Here is a 17,014-nt window from a genome sequence, read left to right as displayed (position 1 = left end):
TAGATGGACGATAAAAAGATTATAGAGGATCACATTGATAATAATGAATGGGAAGAGCCTGATACAAAGACGGCGGAGGACGTATCAGGCGAAGAAGAGAATGAAGCAAAAAGCCGGGAAACACTGTTTAGCCGGGCAGTGCTGCCTGCGGAGGAGGAAGAATTTTCCGATATAAAACAGTATCCGGAATCCCCATTTACCTACTTCGAAACAAATCATGTAAATGTTCAATTAAGCACCGGCAATGTCCAATATGAGACAACAGATTTTGTACTGCCTGGAAGGGATGGGTTCGACGTATCCATTGCCAGACGCTATGACTCCGGCTGCGCCAATTTAGTGGATATGGATCCATATGTCAAAAATAATAAGCTAAAAACAGGTTCGAAAGATAACAGTTTTTATGCTGCGTCATATGGACTGGGATACGGATGGTCCTTTGTCCTGCCGTCCATTGAGACAGTGCCATATCTTAAGTGTTCTTACATGGTAATACCGGTTGTTCCTCCGGAGTCAATTTTAATAGGAACTCCAGGTTTTGATTATATTCTGCATCTGGAAGACGGCAGAAGTTTAAAAATAAGCCGGTCCTCAGACAGATTTGAGGACCATAGCCTAAACGATGTCAGTATTGTTACCAGATCAGGTACGATTCAGCACCCCTATGCAGCCAATATTGCAAAAAGTTATGATATCATAATTGTATACAAGAATGGAAACAAGGACTATTTTAAAAATTTATATGAAACTGTTGACGAACGAAATGGATTGTTGCCGCAGAAGTTTACACTGGTCGCCCGGCAGGATAAGTTTGGAAATGTGATTTGTTACGATCTGAAGGATTCCGGCGGTATGGAGATTGTGGATACCTGGGGGCGTAAAATCAGCCTGGAGAAGACCGATTATGGACTTATCTGGAAATTGCCGGAAAGCAAGGACGGAAAAGCATGTGAACTTTCCTACCATATCGATCAGGCGCATCCGCTTAAGCTCACCGCAGTAACAGACCCCGTAGGCCGTAAGACCCAGTATAACTACTATTATCCGGGAGATTACAAGGGCATTATGAGTTATGCCTCCAAAAAAGTAGCAGGAAACACTACTGCAAATATGACGCGCAATTATCTGCTGCTAAAGAGTGTCACATACCCAAATCATGCATCCACACAGTTTACATATGGCAGGGAAATTAGTATTGAAAATGATGCCGGTGGAAAGATTACCCATTTTGCATTGACAATGAAAATGGATATCGCTGACGGAACCGAATACAACCGGGGAGAATATTACTACAGGCTTGATTCCGGAGCAGCCTACAGCAATGGCAAGTATATCGAATATGCAGAAGTAAAAAATCATCAGGACATTCTGGAAACCCATCAGTTCGATCGAGAAGGGCAGCTAATAAAAAAGGAGGTCCGGCATCAGGAGGCTCTTATTTCAAAAAGCGTTTATAAATATAGTAATAAACTAATCGTGTCAGCAGTTGACCAGGTATTTGACAGGAACAATGAATCAAAATTTCTGGAAAAGAAGACCTCCTGGAAATATTCTGCAGATCAAAAAGCAAATATAATCCAGCTCATTGAAGAATATTCGGATGACCCTTCCTGCAGCCAGGAAATCAATACAAGCTATGGAGACTACAGCATCATTCTTGAAACAGAAAGAAAAAAAGGCTCTGACCAGATCAGGGAAACAAATGAGCTTCATACGGAATTGGGAAAGCGGGTAATAAAGTATCATCGGATCTATGAAAATGGAGTCTTAAAAGAAAAAACAGTATATGATTATATGGATTCGAAAAATCCCTACTGTGTGACCAACGAAAGAAGGTATTTCCTGGTAGGCAGCGGGAACCTGGAGCAGTCAGGTGATTATACTGAAACAATTTATAAATACAGCTCTCCTTCCAGTACTGACAGTAGATACACACATAACTTTATATCAAAAGAACAAACCGGCATCATAGATGCGGACGGCAGGACCTGCGATCCAATCAAGGAAGAATTTCAATATGACAATTGGGGACGGCTCATCTCCAAAAAGGATTCCAGGAATCAGGTCAGCACCATTCGCTATGACGGGCTGGGACGGGTTGAAGCAGAGACACTGCCTCCGGCAGACGGCCAGCAGGCCATAAATGAAACCTATTATAATGACCGCTTAAACTATATCACGGAAACAGATGCGAACCACCAGAAAAGAAGAATTCAATACACACCGTTTGGACAGATTAGGCAGGTCTGCCTGGCCGTATCCAATGAACCGGCCTCCGGTGATGTGGTGCTGCAGGATTTCCGGTACAATTCATGGGGAGAGCTGACCGAAACAGTTACATATGATGGGAACGGCTGGACAGCGGAACATGTAAGAAAGACCGAGCGTTATACCTACGATTCTTTTGGCCGGGTGCTATCCCACACGATTCTACAAGTGGGCTATGAGGAGAATTATGAATACAATGAGGTATATACCGATCCGACGGATGGCAGGAAGTACTATCGGGAACTGAAAAAAGTCATAGGAGATGCCTCCGCTCCGGATATTGTGACAGAATGCTATAAAGACCAGAAAGGCCAGGTCCGGAAGGAATTTTTAGCTGGAGAGAGGATGTTTACCTACGAATATGATAATGCAGGTAACAAGATCCGAAAAATAGACGCCGGCAACAAAGTGGAACGCTGGGAGTACGATTATGCAGGACGGGTCGTAAAGACCACACGAACGGAATCCGGCCAGGATAGAATTACCAGCATTCAATACGATGCGTTAGGCAATAAACGGTTCCATTGTGATGAAGCTGGGAAGAAGACCGAATTCCAATACGATAAGGCAGGACACCTGGTTCAAGTCACCGCGCCATTTGACCACCGCAACCGAATTGTAAAATATTACTATGATGGAGCCGGAAATATCATATGGGAAAAGAAGGCACAAAAAGATGGATGGCAGGAAATTCAGTACGTTTATGATGCCAGGAACCGTTTAACTGATACCTACCAGTACCTAAGCCCGGGCAATTGGATCAGGACCACCTGCCGGTATGATGCGATGAATCAGGTCATTCTAAGAATGACCGGGGATACCCCGTCCGGTGAAGGGCGGGAGGTTACAAAATATGCCTATGACCGCTTTGGAAATGTCACGGCAATGACGGATGCCCGCGGCTGTTCGGAATACTATGAGTATGACAAAGCCGGAAGACTGCAGAATAAAACGGACAGGAACAAGGACCAGACCGTTTATCAGCATGATGCCCTGGAACATCTGATAAAGGAAACCGTGCAAAAGAGAACTCCTGATGGAGTGGCAGTCAGTGAACGGGAGTACGCATATGGTAAGAACGGCAAGCGAATCCGGGAAGTCAGCCGGGAATCCGTGGGAGGAAAACAAACTGTCTTATTGGAGACGAAGTACCGCTACAATCATAAAGGCCAGCTGACCCGCCAGGAAGATCCGGGAAATGTAAGCAAAGATTATACTTATGATATATATGGAAACCGCCAGTCTTTTCAACTAACCCGTGAAGGAAATGCAAGCCCGGATGTAAGTCTGTATTACGTGTATGATGAATTATATCGTCTAAAGCAGGTAAGGAAAAGTAACGCTGCCGGGGTTATATTGGCAGAGTACGAATATGATGAAAAAGGCAACCGTAAAACCCTTCGCTATCCGCAGTCTGGTATGGAAACCAGTTATAAGTATAATGATGGCAACAGGGTAATATCTCTAGAGAATAAACGGCAGGGAACCGTGATTTCTGCATGGGAATACAACTATGATGTGGATGGGAACATTCTAAGTAAGATTAACAAAGCTGGTTCTGCCCCAGTCACCATATCATATCAATATGACCGGCTGGGTCGTCTGACAGAAGAAGATTATTCCGGCTGGAAGCGGACGCTTTATACCTATGATGTTTATTCCAACCGTATAAAAATAATGGTGGAAGGAAGAACAAAGGATGAGCTGGTCAGTGTTACTAGTTATGAGTATGGTTTGAACAACCGATTGGAAAAGGAGACAAAAAAGCAGGGGAAAACAACGGAAACGTATCGTTATCGTTATGATGATAATGGGAACGAAACCTTCCGTATTTGGGAGAAAACAGCGCCGACACCGGACTATCCGGGAAATGTCAAGTTATCGGGGTACTATCAAAAGGAGATTCCGACAGTTTATGAGTGGAGACATTATGATGGATTCAACCAACTGAACCGGATTAATCAGGATGACAAAGAGATTCTATATCAGTACCGGGGAGATGGCTTGCGTCACAGCACCCAGGTCAGGAAACTGACCGAAAGCCAGGAAAAATTAAATTTATATTGCTGGGATGGAACCGATATCGTAGCGGAACAGGTTGACGGCGAAAAGATTAAAACCTATTTAAGAGGGATCAATTTGATTGCCAGAGAAATAGACCGTATGGTATACTACTATATATTGAATGAACATGGGGATGTTACACATCTGTGGAGTCAAAGCGGAGCGTGTAAAGCCTCGTATGAGTATGATGCTTATGGAATTGAGAGAAATCCAAATAAGGAGGAGGAGAATCCGTTCCGGTATTGTGGGGAGTATCTGGACTTAGAGACGAATGCCTATTACTTGCGAGCTAGGTATTATAGATCTGTAACTGGGCGTTTTACAAGCGAGGATACGCTCCGATGTGTTAAAAATCAATTGCCGAATAAGCAAGAAGTGAGTGACCCATCATCGCTTAATTTGTATAATTATTGTCACAGCAATCCAGTATTTTACACTGATCCAACCGGGCATATTGTACATCCTTTTTTGGTTGTTGCAGGGCTAGTTGGTTTCGCGGCTGGAGCGATTGCAGGTGGAATTTCATCGGCACTTAGTGGTAAGTTTTCAAAGAAAGCAGTTCTTCAGGGTGCTGCAATCGGAAGTACGGTCGGTCTAACTGGAGGAGCGGGCCTTGCATATGGTGTTACTGGCAGTGCTCTTGCATCAACGGGTGCAGTTACGTCAGGTCTTGGATTTGGTGCAGCAACAGTAGGTCCTGCTGGAGCAACTGGTTTTGAGCAGGCGAGGCAATTACTTCAAATGAGGGCTGGTGAGGTTGCGGGAAACGGTTTGGTAAAAGAAGGCTTGGGTAAAATTTCAGGAAATACCTATCAAGTGACACAGTTCAACATTGATTCTATAACACGGCATTTATCGGGTGATCTCTATGCAGAAGAAAATGTCGCCATGATTAATAGATTACAGAATGCTTTGAATTCTGGACAATCAATTACAGGCGCTGACGCAAGTTTTTATCTGCATGAACTGAAAGAGATAGAATTAATGCAAGGTGGAATGATCCAAACCGCAGCACACGACGCAGCTATAGATTTTTATCAAGTTTCAAAGTATAGCACATATCATCCTGACGTTATAAAATCTTATTCAGGTTGGTTTAATGATGCTTGGTTTAATTTCTGGGGAATAGCGAGGTGATAGAATGTTTAAAATAAAAGAATATTCAAACGGAAAGATTAAAATCACTATTAATGAAGAATTGACTCATAACAGACTATTAACTGAATGTTCAAAAAAAGTAATAAACTTAAATAGAACTAGGTTGTATCATACACTGTATTCATTGGGACTTGAGGTAGCAGTACATAGAGGCGGTAGAATTTGTTATGGATTGTTATCCGCTTCAATATCTCCCAACGATAATGCTGATTCTATGTTGCTATCAGTTGCATATACACAAAAGAATACAGAGAAGTATTGTGAATCGATCTTATTAGATGATAAGCATTGTTATAAGGGATTGTCATACGAATATCTTGAAGCAGTTATAAATGGTGCAGCCAAATCTATAACTGAGATAGATACATTTCCTTTATGTAACATATCTTTCGATTATTCTGCAAACTGTGAGGTTGGTTCAAGCCCGATGTTTTTCAGAATAATAGCAGAATCTATAATTGAACTTATTTCAATGTTAAACGTTGCAAACTTAAGCGAATTAACACTAAAACCTTGTGAAGATTTTTTAGTAAATAAATTCGGTTTAAGAAATTAAATACGCTCCAACACAGAAAGGGTCGATTTTCAGCCCTTTCTGCGTCAATGCTAAATTTTCATACCCAAGGCCTCGATAGCAATCCGCATTCTCCGACATAAACCGTCGTCAAATCAATCGGCCACTACAATTCGACTCATGTTTCCATGAGCATCGGAAAAACCAGCAAGAAGTTCTTTTTCGGAATCGTTCAAGAGAGCCAGCAATTTTTCTTCTGTGTCAGACACAGTTTTAAGCTCTTTGCCATACACAGAATTTCTGTCAAAGGATTTTTCGCTTGGACTTATGTTGCCGTAGTATAAATCTTTAAGTATTTGGATCTTTTTTCACCTCGTTTTCAGCAAACAGCGATACCTGAAATAAGATGTACAAGTCTTTACGGTGTCCGGTATGGGAACTGGTGAAGTTATTGGTGGACAAAAAGTAGTTAAAACTGTAAATCAGACCCTGAAGTTTGGAAAAGATGATATAGTTTATGGTATATATGATAATCCTTCTATTATTAAATTACAGCAAAGTGCAGGAGGGAAATTCCTAAGCAATTTTCATAGGCCGGGTGATATGTCATGGGTTGATTTTATTAAACAGATGATTGAAAAAATAATAGCAGAAGGAAATATGATTCGTTTTAATTTAACCAATATGGATATACATAAATCGATGATGGGGATAGGAGAATATGCCCAATCAATTACAACTCAAGAATTCAGGTATATTCAAGAAAATTGGGAGAGGTTAAGTCATGGCATTAGATTTTATCAAAAAGGAGTGGAAGTAGGTGTACCATGGATAAGGTGAGGTTAGTATCAAAGGAAAGCTCTCTGACATTAGTTGCGGAATCTGATTGGAAATGCCATGTATATTTCTCTGATAACAATAAGTATCAGAATCATTATCTTGGTGTGGCGCAGGTAGAGTATGTTTGTTCACAATTGATATTAGGTCTGTTGAAAGAGAGGGTAGAAGGTGACGGGGTATATAAACATGGAGATTTAGATGTTTTTTGGATAATGTCATTATTTGTTGGTCATACGAGTTTATATGGTAATATATCCGATTCAGATTTTACCCTTTTTTGTGTAGAGGATGGAGGGCATTATTTGCCAACGATTACATTAAATTCCGATTGTATAAAGCAATGGGTCATACAATTATCTGAACTTAGAGAAAAATATCAACAGATATGATAGTGAAGTAAGAGGATAAGCAGGTATATATTTGTTAAAGTGCAAATATATGTCTGTTTATACTATAATGTGCGTTTACAATGAGGACTAGCCTTAGAATGACGAGCACCTAAATGACTTGTTGCAATAAGAACAGCACTCCAAGATTGATGCTGATGCTGCTATGAAAGAAATTGTGAAGAAGCTTTTTGGAGGTTAAGATATGTTACTTTCATACACTGATATAAAAAGCATTATTGATGAGTGGGATCCCATTGAATTGCTTATTACTCATGCACCACCAGATGAGTATGATTATGAAACTAAGGAAATATTTGATGCAATTCAAAAGAATCATAAAATATGCGCTGATGATTTAACCAATATTATTTTTCGGGTTTTTACCAATGAGTTTGGGAGTGATACTTTCACTAAAGATGCAGAAGAATGTAAAGAAATAGCTGAGAAAATACTTTCTACTGTAGTGTAGCAAGCAATTTCACAACAGCCACCTACGGTCACTCCTAAGGTGGCTGTTTTTTTTTGCCTTGAACTTGTCTACCTAGAAGGGAGCATACCAATAGCCGGTACAGCATCCTTTTTATGCTCATTGGCTATAAATTTCTTCATCATTTAAAATATCCAATGTAATTTTTCCTGCCGTGCTACCATTCGCCTGAGTCCCGCCCTGAATGTTTGTCGCAAACACATAGGTTTCATCTCCGGTCTCCACAAAACCGATGAACCAGCCGTTTACATTTTCCCCTTCCACGGTCCCGGTCCCGGTTTTCCCATACAGGGTAGCTCCATTGGAAGAAGAGAGGAGTAAGGACTCTTTTACCGCCTTTATATTTTCCGACCGGAATGGAAGCTCATCCTGATAGAACCGAGCTAAAAGCTTCACCTGCTCAACCGGTGAAATCTTTAACGAAGATTGGATCCAGTAACGCCCTATTCCGCCGGATAAGTCCCTGTTGCCATATCCGATGGTATCTAAGTATTGCTTTAACCTGGGAAGTCCGGTCTTTTCATCCAGGGAAGTGAAATACCAGTTAACCGAACGCTTCATGGCAGTGTCAAGAGTCTGGTCCTGGTTCCAGGCTTCAAAAGGGTAACTGGTCCCATCCCAGGAAAGCAGGGAAGCTTCCGGAGTTATGGTTCCAATTTCCAGGGCGGCCAAAGCGCTGTAAATCTTATAAGTGGAATCCGGGGAAACCCTCCTTGTTCCTGCTTCACGGTTATAGATGCAGTATTGCCCCGAATCTAAGCAATACAGAACAAAGCAGCCATCGTATCCGTTGAAATAAGAGGTTAAATCCAACGCGGTTACATTTTCAGCCGTAAAGTCGTAATCTGTACCGGTGTAGGCATCTGCAGACAATACCGGAATACAACCCAGCACCAGTGCCGCAATCACAGTAAAGAGGATTCTGCTTTTCACCTCACACCACCTGGATACTTTTCGGTAACCGGCAATGTTCAGGATGCGCTTTTTTATCTCTTTCTTTGAGCCGCTGATTCTGGCGGCGGAATAGGAAAATAGGGATATCTTTTCAGCAAAATTTATCAGCGTGCTTCCATAATCCAGATAGCAGTCCGAATCCAGCAGGGACAGAACTGATGAATCGCAGGCAATCTCCCGGTCACTTCTCATTTCCTTAAAAGCAAACCAGACAAAGGGATGGAACCAGTAAATGATCTGTGCCAGAGCCATAAGCCTGTTTACCAGAAGGTCCTTGTGTTTGCAGTGTAAAAGCTCATGGAGAAGGATATACCGGATCTCTTTTTTTGAAAGTTCCGAAAGCATATGGATAGGAACAATAATGCAGGGTTTCCATAATCCGGCCGCAATGGGAGAGGAGATATAAGCGCTGCTATAAATTGGTATTTCTTTTATAACACCCGATTCTTCCATGCATTTTGTAAATAGCTCCCGTATCTCCTTATTTTGAAGAGGAAGAGAGGATTTTTTCAACTGCCTGATTTTCCGGCTGGAATGGATATGAAAGCCGGTCATCAATGCCATGCCGGCGATCCAGATTCCGGATAAAGCAGTTGGAAGGCCCGTATGCGCTGCGCGGCTTACGGAAACAGAAAAATCCTGGAGGAAATATTCGGTGGCTGCCGCAGTTTTATAGGCAGCTCCTAAGGTTCCTGCATGCTCAGGCGAAAAGGAACTGCCCAAAAACCGCAGCAGTTTAAAAGCGTATCCAGGAAAAAGAAAAGAACAAGGCAGAAATGGGACAGCCAGTACAAACAGAAACAGGAACCACAGATTGTATCGGATTCTTGCAGTCAGCTGCTGGTTTAATAATTTCCTGACCAGCAGGATTGCGGCAAGCAAAATGGCCAGGATCACGCTGTTAAGACAAAGGCGTGTCATAAAAGAATCGGGCATAATCAGCGTTCCTCCTCTTGTCTGCCCAGAAGAAGCCTTCTCAGCTCTGCCAGGTCCTCGTTTGATACATGGTCACTGCTTATATAGCTGGTCACCATACCTGATATCTTTCCATTGTAGAAGCGGTTTAAAAAATGATCATTTTCTTTCTTTAAATATTCTTTTTGCTCCACAAGCGGGGTATAAACGAAAACGCGGCCTTCCTTCCGGTAGGTGGCAGCCCCCTTTTGGACCAGCCTTTTTAAGAGTGTGTGGATGGTCTTTGGGTTCCAGCTAGTGGTCTTCACCAGTTTGTCCGTCACTTCGTTGGTACTGATGGGGGCATCATTCCATAGCACCTTCATTACCTCATATTCTGCTTCGGATATTTGCGGCAGTTGATTCATATGCGGTCTCCTGTTCTTACAATTGTAATAATATTATTATAAGAGCACGATGCCGGCATGTCAATAAGTTCTATGACTCTGTCAGTTATCTATCAGCTTAACATTAAAAACATAAACAGATTTTAAACATGCGACTGTCAGATATTGCATTTACTTAACAGCCATTTTTCCGTAAAATGAAACCATAAATAAACATGGGAGGTTAAAGGGATGAAATTAAGGAGATTAAGCGGAATTCTGATGGCAGGGCTTATGACAGCAGGCACGTTGGCCGGATGTTCAGGGACCAAGACAGATGCCACAACAGCGGCAGCAGGCGGACAGACGGCTGCTCAGACAGAAACGGAAAAGGCGCAGTCAGCAAGTGGGGAAAAAACCGTCATTAAGGTTTGGTCCAAAGACCGGCACGACGCCACATATGTTCAGAAAAAAGTAGACGAATACAATGCAAGTAACACGGATAACATTCAGGTGGATTATCAGCTTTATACGGATAACTACGTACAGGCCATTGATATGGCGGTACAAAGCGGGGAGCTCCCTGATATTCTGGTACAGCAGGATCAGATGTTTGATAAATATGTAAACGAGGGGCAGTGGGCAGATTTTTATGATTACATGGATTCTGAAATGAAAGAATATTTTAAATCTGTGGTTTATCCCGGTTACAATGAACTGGATGGAAAGCTGTATTTCATCCCAACTACCGGAACTACCTGCCGTCTTTTCTATAACAAAGAAATCTTTGAACGTGTAGGGATTACGGAACCGCCAAAAACGCTGGAAGAGGTGGTGGAGTATGCTAAAAAAATCAATACGGAATTATCCAAAGAAGGAATTTATGGATTTGCAGAAAACATGAAAAGTGCCAGCTCCGGCTTGCAGCGTTCCATGTGCGTCGGCCTGGATAGAGAGACCGGAATGGTACGTGGATACGACTTCGTAAAGGGAGAGTACGACTTTACACCGTGGGCAGATACTTTAAAGCTTTGGAAGGAACTGCTGTCTGACGAATGTGCCTTTCCTGGCTGTGAATCTCTGGATATCGATCCTTTAAGAACCCAGTTTGCAGCCGGCAAGATTGGTATGTATATGTCTTACAGCCATGCAGAGCCAGGGGTATACCAGAATCAGTTCCCCATGGATTCCTCCAAATGGGACTGCGTTCCAATTCCAACCGTAGGCGGAAAAACCACAGGAAAGCAGTATTTTACCGGTACAGGAAGTTATGTTTTAAATGCAAAAAGCCCTAACGTGGAAAAAGCATACAAGGTTTATAAGGATGTCTTTGCAAATGAGGATTATTTAATCGGATACTACGAAGGCGGATTTGGCGTAAGCATTCTTCCAAGCGTTATTGAAAAGGCGAAGCCAGGTAAAGATTTCCAGGATAAAAAATGGCTGCTCATCAGTGATATCGATGCCCTTCTTCCAAAGCCTCCTCACACTGCCTTCGCATCTGGTATGGTGGTGGAAGGTGAGGATATGTTTAAAACCTGCGAATCTATTTATTATGGAGACGCGGATATAGATTCTACCTTAAAGGATTTAACGGGCCGTTACAATAAAGCGTATCAGGAAGCAGTGAAAAACGGAAGCGGTCATGAAGTAAAGATTGAAAACTATGACCCGATGAATCCAACTTTACAGTAATATCTGAAAGAGGGGCGCAAAATCAGCGAAGCCCCTCTTTCTTTGAAAAGAAAGGAGTATGCAGATGAAAGACCGGAATAGCAAAAGTGCCTTGCGGGGAAGTAAGACTGTGAAAAAAAACCTGCAGGCCTATTCGTTTATGCTTCCCAACTTGATTTTGTTCACCGTCTGTTCCTTATATCCGGTGGTGTGGACTTTAAAATATGTGTTTTTCCAGTATGGGGGATATGGAACAGGAGTACCGAGATTTGTCGGCCTTGCAAATTTTGCCCGGGTGTTCCGGGATAAAGTTTATTGGGAAAGTGTGATCCATACTTTTACATACGGTTTCGGGAAGGTGGTTTTTATCATTCCTCTGGCCTTTTTTCTGGCGTTTCTCTTAAATCAGCAAAAGCGGGGAAATGGTGCGGCCCAGAGCATTGTATTTTTGCCAACCATTATGAGCTCTGCGGTCATGGGTCTGGTGTTTTATCTGCTATTCAATGCCTACAATGGGGAAGTCAACAAGTATTTAATGGCGGCAGGTCTGATACAAAAACCCATAAACTGGCTGGGGAAAGAACATGCCATGAAAACCCTGATTCTGACAGCGGTCTGGGGCGGTGTAGGGAATTACATGGTGTATTTTATAGCCGGAATCCAGCAGGTATCCGGGGAGGCCATAGAAAGCGCCAGAATCGACGGGGCCGGCAAGCTCCAGACCATCTGGTACATCATCATTCCAATGCTTGGACCCATATTAAAAATTATACTTATGCTGGCGATCACCTCAGCTTTTCACGACATTACCAATGTGATGGTATTGACCGAGGGGGGCCCCAACAATGCTACCATGGTTATGTCCCTTTACGGGTACCGTTATTTCTTCCCCATATCAGCGGCAGAGGCCACGGTTCCCCAATATGGCTACGGTGCTGCAGTCAGCGTCATATCCGCAGTGATCGCTGGTCTGGTAACCGTAGGTTATCTGCGAATATCCAAAAAACTAGATGAAATTTATTAAGGAGGCGGCAGCATGAAAAACTGGAATGGAAAACATATATCAAAAGCCGCCTGGCTTTCTTTGGCCGGAAAATGGGTATTTCTGGGCATCATGATTTTATTTACGCTTTATCCGGTCATTTATACAGTGCTGGGATCTTTGAAAACCAATGCAGAGCTGACCCAGGGCGGCGGCTTTTTTCCGGAGAAATGGCATTTTGAGAATTATTACCAGGCTTTTGTCCAGGCAGACTTTACAAAATATACGTTCAACAGCATCGTGGTCAGCGTCTCCGTTACACTTCTGGCTGTGGTTACCTGCTCACTGGCCGGTTTTATTCTGGCCAGAAGAGAGTTTGCCGGGAAAAAGGTTCTCCTGGCCCTTTACTTATCCATGATGTTCGTATCCTTAGGGTCGGTTACCCTGTATCCAATCTACGAATTACTGCGGGCATTAAAGTTAAATAAGTCCATATTTGCCCTTATTGTGGCTCTTACGGGAGGGCAGGCTACCAATGTTTTTCTGGTCATGGGTTTTACCAAAGGGATTCCCAAAGAACTGGATGAGGCAGCAATCATTGACGGCTGCAGCCTGTATGGAGTTTATTCCCGGGTCGTTCTGCCCCTAAGTAAGCCAATCCTGGCGGTAGTAGCTCTATTTTCTTTCCGGAATGCCTGGAATGATTATATCACCAGCCTGATCATGACGATTTCCATGCCGAAGCTTCAGACTCTTACCGTGGCGGTTGTCCAGTTAAAATATTCTGTCAATGCCGCGGCCGAGTGGCACATCATGCTGGCGGGAGCGTCTATCGCCATCATCCCGATCCTGATTGTCTATTTGTTTGCCAACAAACAGTTCATTGCAGGCCTTACGGCAGGTGCGGTAAAAGGATAGGATAAAGGGCGGGTCCTGTGATATACTGGAAAAAAATAGAAGAGCAGGAAAACGGGGGGAAAGCATGAAGAAATTTATAAACAATTTAAGATTCCGCAGTAAAATCATCTGGCTGTTCGGAATCATGTTTTTCTTTACTACCGCCATCAGTGGATTATCCTATTACCAGTACGCATCCAATGATATTGAAGAGAATTTCAAAGTGGGGGCAGAGGACGTCCTGGCTCAGATTGTGGATACCTTAGGCCAGCGGCTGAGTGTCATCAATCAGAGGGCCAAGGGAATGCTTGCTAATTATACCTTTATGGTAACCCTTTCCGATTATTTAAATAATCCCAATGACATCAACCTGGTAAAAGCCCTGGGGACCATTCCGGATTTCATGAGAGACTTTGAGACCGGGGAGGGGCTGATCCACTCCACCTATATTTATACGGATAAAGGGAGCTTTGATAATTTTGTCCATATGAGAAATTGGGAATTTGATTTTAAAGAGTCTGTTTATTACAAAAGCTATCAGGCAGACAGAGGCGGTGCCATCCGCTGGTTCCCGGTATGGAAAGATGAGATATTTCAGGACAATGACCAGATCATCCCCTGTGTATGGCAGTTCAGCGTTCAGGGCTATGTGGGAAATGAATATCTGGTGATCCAGTTAAAGAAAACAGAACTGGAACGTCTTTTAGAAGGAAAATATGAATTTTTTGACAAAATACTCATTCTGGATGGAGCAGGAAATGTAATGATAGGTTCCCCGGATATGGATCCGGGTGAACTAAGGAAGCTTTCGGAGACCAGGGAAGGGGGGAGCAATGTCATTACAAGCGACTTTCAGTACGAAGGAGATTCCTATCTGGTCACCTATGAACGTCTTAAGGAAAACGGTTGGCAAATCTATGGACTGAAATCAAGGCAGAGTTTATTGGGAAGCTTGAATATTCTAAGAAACACGATTTTTGAGATCATGGGGGTTGTATTCTTAATAGGAGTAGCGGTCATCCTGCTGTTGTCCCACCAGATGACGGATTCCTTAAGACGGCTGGAAAAACGTATGAGCTGTGTGGAAAAAGGAGATCTGGGAGTCCGCTTTTTCTATCCATATAAGGATGAGGTGGGCAGCCTGGCTAAGTCCTTTAATTATATGATCGGAGAGATCCAAAGCCTGGTCCGGAAACAGGAAGAGACCATTGAGGAGCTGAAGTGGGAGCGGGATTATGTGGCTGAAGTCCAGAAGCAGAAACGGAAAGCGGAATTAAAGGCCCTGCAGGCTCAGATCAATCCCCATTTCCTTTATAATACCTTAAATGCCATCACCTGGCAGGCCGCCGACCAGGGGGCGGAAGAAATCAGCATTCTTTCCAATTCTCTGGGAAAGTTTTTCAGGATCGGCTTAAGCAAGGGAGCAGAGGTGATCTCCCTTCGGGAAGAGCTGGAACATGTGACAAGTTATTTAGACATCCAGAGCATCCGCTATCATTCCCGCTTAAGCTATGAAATCCATGCGGATGACAGATGTCTGGATTTCCGGATGATCAAACTGATTCTGCAGCCTCTGGCTGAAAATTCCATTTATCATGGAATCAAGGAGAAACAGGGAGCTGGTATCATAAAAATCTCCGTCAGTGAGGAATGGTCCGGCAAGGAAAAGTTCACAGAACTTGCAGTTTGGGACAACGGGGCAGGGATTACGGAAGAAAAGCTTGCTTTCATCAATGAAACCTTAAAAAAGGGCGGAACGGACTGTGAAGCAGGCTATGGCATTTACAATGTCAATGAAAGGATCCGGCTGTTTTACGGAAAAGAATATGGGCTGTATTATGAAAGCAGCTTCGGCCATTGGACAAAAGCGGTTCTTAGGATTCCGGCAATGACAGAGGAGGTGGAGTGATGTACCGCATATTGATCGTAGATGATGAAGACTATGTAAGAGACTTACTGGTGAGAAACATCCAAAATTCCGCCCTGGAAGTGGATGTGGTCGCGGTGGCAGGTGACGGAGAAGAAGGGCTTAGAGAAGCTCTGTCAAAAAAGCCGGATATTATCATTACGGACATTGCCATGCCCTTTATGAATGGCCTGGAATTGATCCGCAGGATTCAGGAAGCAGGGCTTTACAGTAAAAACGTGGTCATAAGTGGTTACGATGAATTTGACTATGCAAAACAAGCCATTTCACTTGGGGTCAAGGATTATTTACTAAAGCCCTTTTTGCCCAGGGAAATGATCGATGTTTTAACAAAGGTGATACAGGAACTGGACAGCCAGAAGGCGCTTTTGCAAAACATGAGCTTGTTAAAGGAACAGGCAGTGAGCCGGGCCGGACTTGCCAGGGAAAAGGCGCTGAAGGCGCTCTTAAGGGGAAAGGAGTGCAAAGAGGAACCGGACTTTATACTGGAAGGCAGGTTTTACGCGGCAGGAGTGATCCGAATGGAAGGCGGAGCATGGGATTTCAGCAAGCAAGAGCATGTGGAGGAATTTCTGATGCTGATACGGAACGGTTATCTTTCTGCCGGGATCTGCCTGTATGCGGTCAGCTTTGACGGGATCCAGCTGGCGTCCATCTGGTGCGGAGACGGGGATAACGAGGAGCATTTCCTTAAAAAGATTGGGGAAAGCCTGGAAAAAGTCAGTGTGAGCCTGGAGAAATATTACCATATTCAGATGAACAGCGCCCTTGGCCGTGCTTATCGGAGTCAGACAAAGCTGGTGGATTCTTACCGGGAAGCCATGGCTGTGTGGCGGGGAAACTTAGATGCAGAAAAGAGATTCCTGCTTTATGGAGAGGAAAGCAGCCGGAAAGAAGAAATCAGCAGCAGCCAGATCCGGGAGTGGAAAAACCAGATCCGGCTTTCTGTGCGTGCAGGACAGGAGGCTGGGGCTCTAACTGGGCTATCCGGCCTTATGAAGTGTTATGCCTCCATGTCCAACAGGAAGAACGATTATGTGGGTGTCTCTGTGGGGGAACTGATTTATGCAATTCAAAATGATATGGAGCAGGATGGATATGACCGGGCGGATACGGAGCCTCTATCCTCCATGCAGGATAGAATTAATTACGGAAGTCTGATGGATATGAACCATATGCTGGCCTCCTATATTGAAAAATGCTGCCGTGTGGTACGGGAAAATTCAGAGGAAACCAGGGCGGATGCAGTGGTGAAGCAAATGAAGCAGATCATTGAAAATGATCTGCATAAGACGGAGCTGGATCTGGAGGGAGTGGCTTTAAAGGTGCATTTCAGCTCCAGTTACGTCAGGCAGATTTTCAAACAGTACGCGGGAGAGTGTTTTGGAGAATACTTAATCCGAAAGCGTATGGAACGGGCCGGGAGGCTGCTCCAGAAAACAAACATGAAAATCCAGGAGGTGGCAGACCAATGCGGGTATGAAAACCAGCGATACTTTGCCAGCAGCTTTAAGAAATTTTATGGCTGCACTCCTACGGAATATAAAAACTTGGTGGAAGAAGAGAATTTATATTAGGAG

At 43.5% G+C, this 17,014-nt stretch carries 13 protein-coding genes; 10 read left to right on the top strand and 3 right to left on the bottom strand.

The window, feature by feature from the left end; genetic code table 11:
• Window positions 1-3: 3 nt before the first annotated feature.
• Window positions 4-5,469 carry an RHS repeat-associated core domain-containing protein gene (locus tag AC27IJ_RS14790; RefSeq protein WP_487149545.1) on the top strand — a complete coding sequence of 1,822 codons (5,466 nt, stop codon included), beginning with the start codon at window positions 4-6 and terminating at the stop codon, window positions 5,467-5,469.
• Window positions 5,470-5,473: 4 nt separating this feature from the next.
• Window positions 5,474-6,046 carry a hypothetical protein gene (locus AC27IJ_RS14785; RefSeq protein WP_487149543.1) on the top strand — a complete coding sequence of 191 codons (573 nt, stop codon included), beginning with the start codon at window positions 5,474-5,476 and terminating at the stop codon, window positions 6,044-6,046.
• A gap of 113 nt (window positions 6,047-6,159) precedes the next feature.
• Here AC27IJ_RS14785 and AC27IJ_RS14780 read toward each other — a convergent pair whose 3' ends face one another.
• Entirely contained in the window at window positions 6,160-6,360 is a 201-nt protein-coding gene (locus tag AC27IJ_RS14780; protein ID WP_487149630.1) for a DUF6809 family protein, read from the bottom strand.
• A gap of 76 nt (window positions 6,361-6,436) precedes the next feature.
• On the opposite strand from AC27IJ_RS14780, the gene AC27IJ_RS14775 reads away from it, so the two are divergent.
• From AC27IJ_RS14775 to AC27IJ_RS14765, 3 genes are all read left to right on the top strand, one after another.
• Window positions 6,437-6,844, top strand: coding sequence for a hypothetical protein (locus tag AC27IJ_RS14775; RefSeq protein WP_487149541.1), 408 nt, complete (start codon window positions 6,437-6,439; stop codon window positions 6,842-6,844).
• Window positions 6,832-7,233 carry a hypothetical protein gene (locus AC27IJ_RS14770; RefSeq protein WP_487149539.1) on the top strand — a complete coding sequence of 134 codons (402 nt, stop codon included), beginning with the start codon at window positions 6,832-6,834 and terminating at the stop codon, window positions 7,231-7,233. Before AC27IJ_RS14775 ends, AC27IJ_RS14770 begins: the two co-directional genes overlap by 13 nt.
• 202 nt (window positions 7,234-7,435) lie before the next feature.
• Window positions 7,436-7,702 (top strand): DUF1871 family protein, encoded by a 267-nt coding sequence (locus AC27IJ_RS14765; protein WP_487149537.1) that lies wholly within the window; start codon window positions 7,436-7,438, stop codon window positions 7,700-7,702.
• A gap of 117 nt (window positions 7,703-7,819) precedes the next feature.
• Here AC27IJ_RS14765 and AC27IJ_RS14760 read toward each other — a convergent pair whose 3' ends face one another.
• Together AC27IJ_RS14760 and AC27IJ_RS14755 are read right to left on the bottom strand one after the other, a co-directional pair.
• On the bottom strand, window positions 7,820-9,610 hold the full coding sequence (locus tag AC27IJ_RS14760) for a BlaR1 family beta-lactam sensor/signal transducer (protein WP_487149535.1): 1,791 nt from the start codon (window positions 9,608-9,610) through the stop codon (window positions 7,820-7,822).
• 2 nt (window positions 9,611-9,612) lie between these two features.
• Window positions 9,613-9,996, bottom strand: coding sequence for a BlaI/MecI/CopY family transcriptional regulator (locus AC27IJ_RS14755; RefSeq protein ID WP_312445066.1), 384 nt, complete (start codon window positions 9,994-9,996; stop codon window positions 9,613-9,615).
• Between the two features lie 210 nt (window positions 9,997-10,206).
• Here AC27IJ_RS14755 and AC27IJ_RS14750 point away from each other — a divergent pair, with 210 nt between their 5' ends.
• The 5 genes from AC27IJ_RS14750 to AC27IJ_RS14730 all read left to right on the top strand — a co-directional run bounded on the left by AC27IJ_RS14750 (window position 10,207) and on the right by AC27IJ_RS14730 (window position 17,011).
• Complete coding sequence (locus tag AC27IJ_RS14750) at window positions 10,207-11,649, top strand: ABC transporter substrate-binding protein (RefSeq protein WP_487149533.1); 1,443 nt, start codon at window positions 10,207-10,209, stop codon at window positions 11,647-11,649.
• Between the two features lie 64 nt (window positions 11,650-11,713).
• Complete coding sequence (locus tag AC27IJ_RS14745) at window positions 11,714-12,652, top strand: carbohydrate ABC transporter permease (RefSeq protein WP_312445069.1); 939 nt, start codon at window positions 11,714-11,716, stop codon at window positions 12,650-12,652.
• 12 nt (window positions 12,653-12,664) lie between these two features.
• Window positions 12,665-13,528, top strand: a complete 864-nt coding sequence (locus AC27IJ_RS14740) for a carbohydrate ABC transporter permease (RefSeq protein WP_487149530.1) — start codon at window positions 12,665-12,667, stop codon at window positions 13,526-13,528.
• Window positions 13,529-13,592: 64 nt separating this feature from the next.
• Window positions 13,593-15,416, top strand: coding sequence for a histidine kinase (locus AC27IJ_RS14735; protein WP_487149528.1), 1,824 nt, complete (start codon window positions 13,593-13,595; stop codon window positions 15,414-15,416).
• On the top strand, window positions 15,416-17,011 hold the full coding sequence (locus AC27IJ_RS14730; protein WP_487149526.1) for a response regulator transcription factor: 1,596 nt from the start codon (window positions 15,416-15,418) through the stop codon (window positions 17,009-17,011). Before AC27IJ_RS14735 ends, AC27IJ_RS14730 begins: the two co-directional genes overlap by 1 nt.
• The last annotated feature ends 3 nt before the right edge of the window (window positions 17,012-17,014 follow it).

This window comes from Lacrimispora sp. YZC11 (genome assembly GCF_057543815.1).
Note: the sequence above shows the minus strand (reverse complement) of the source record. Positions and strands in the feature narration are given on the sequence as shown.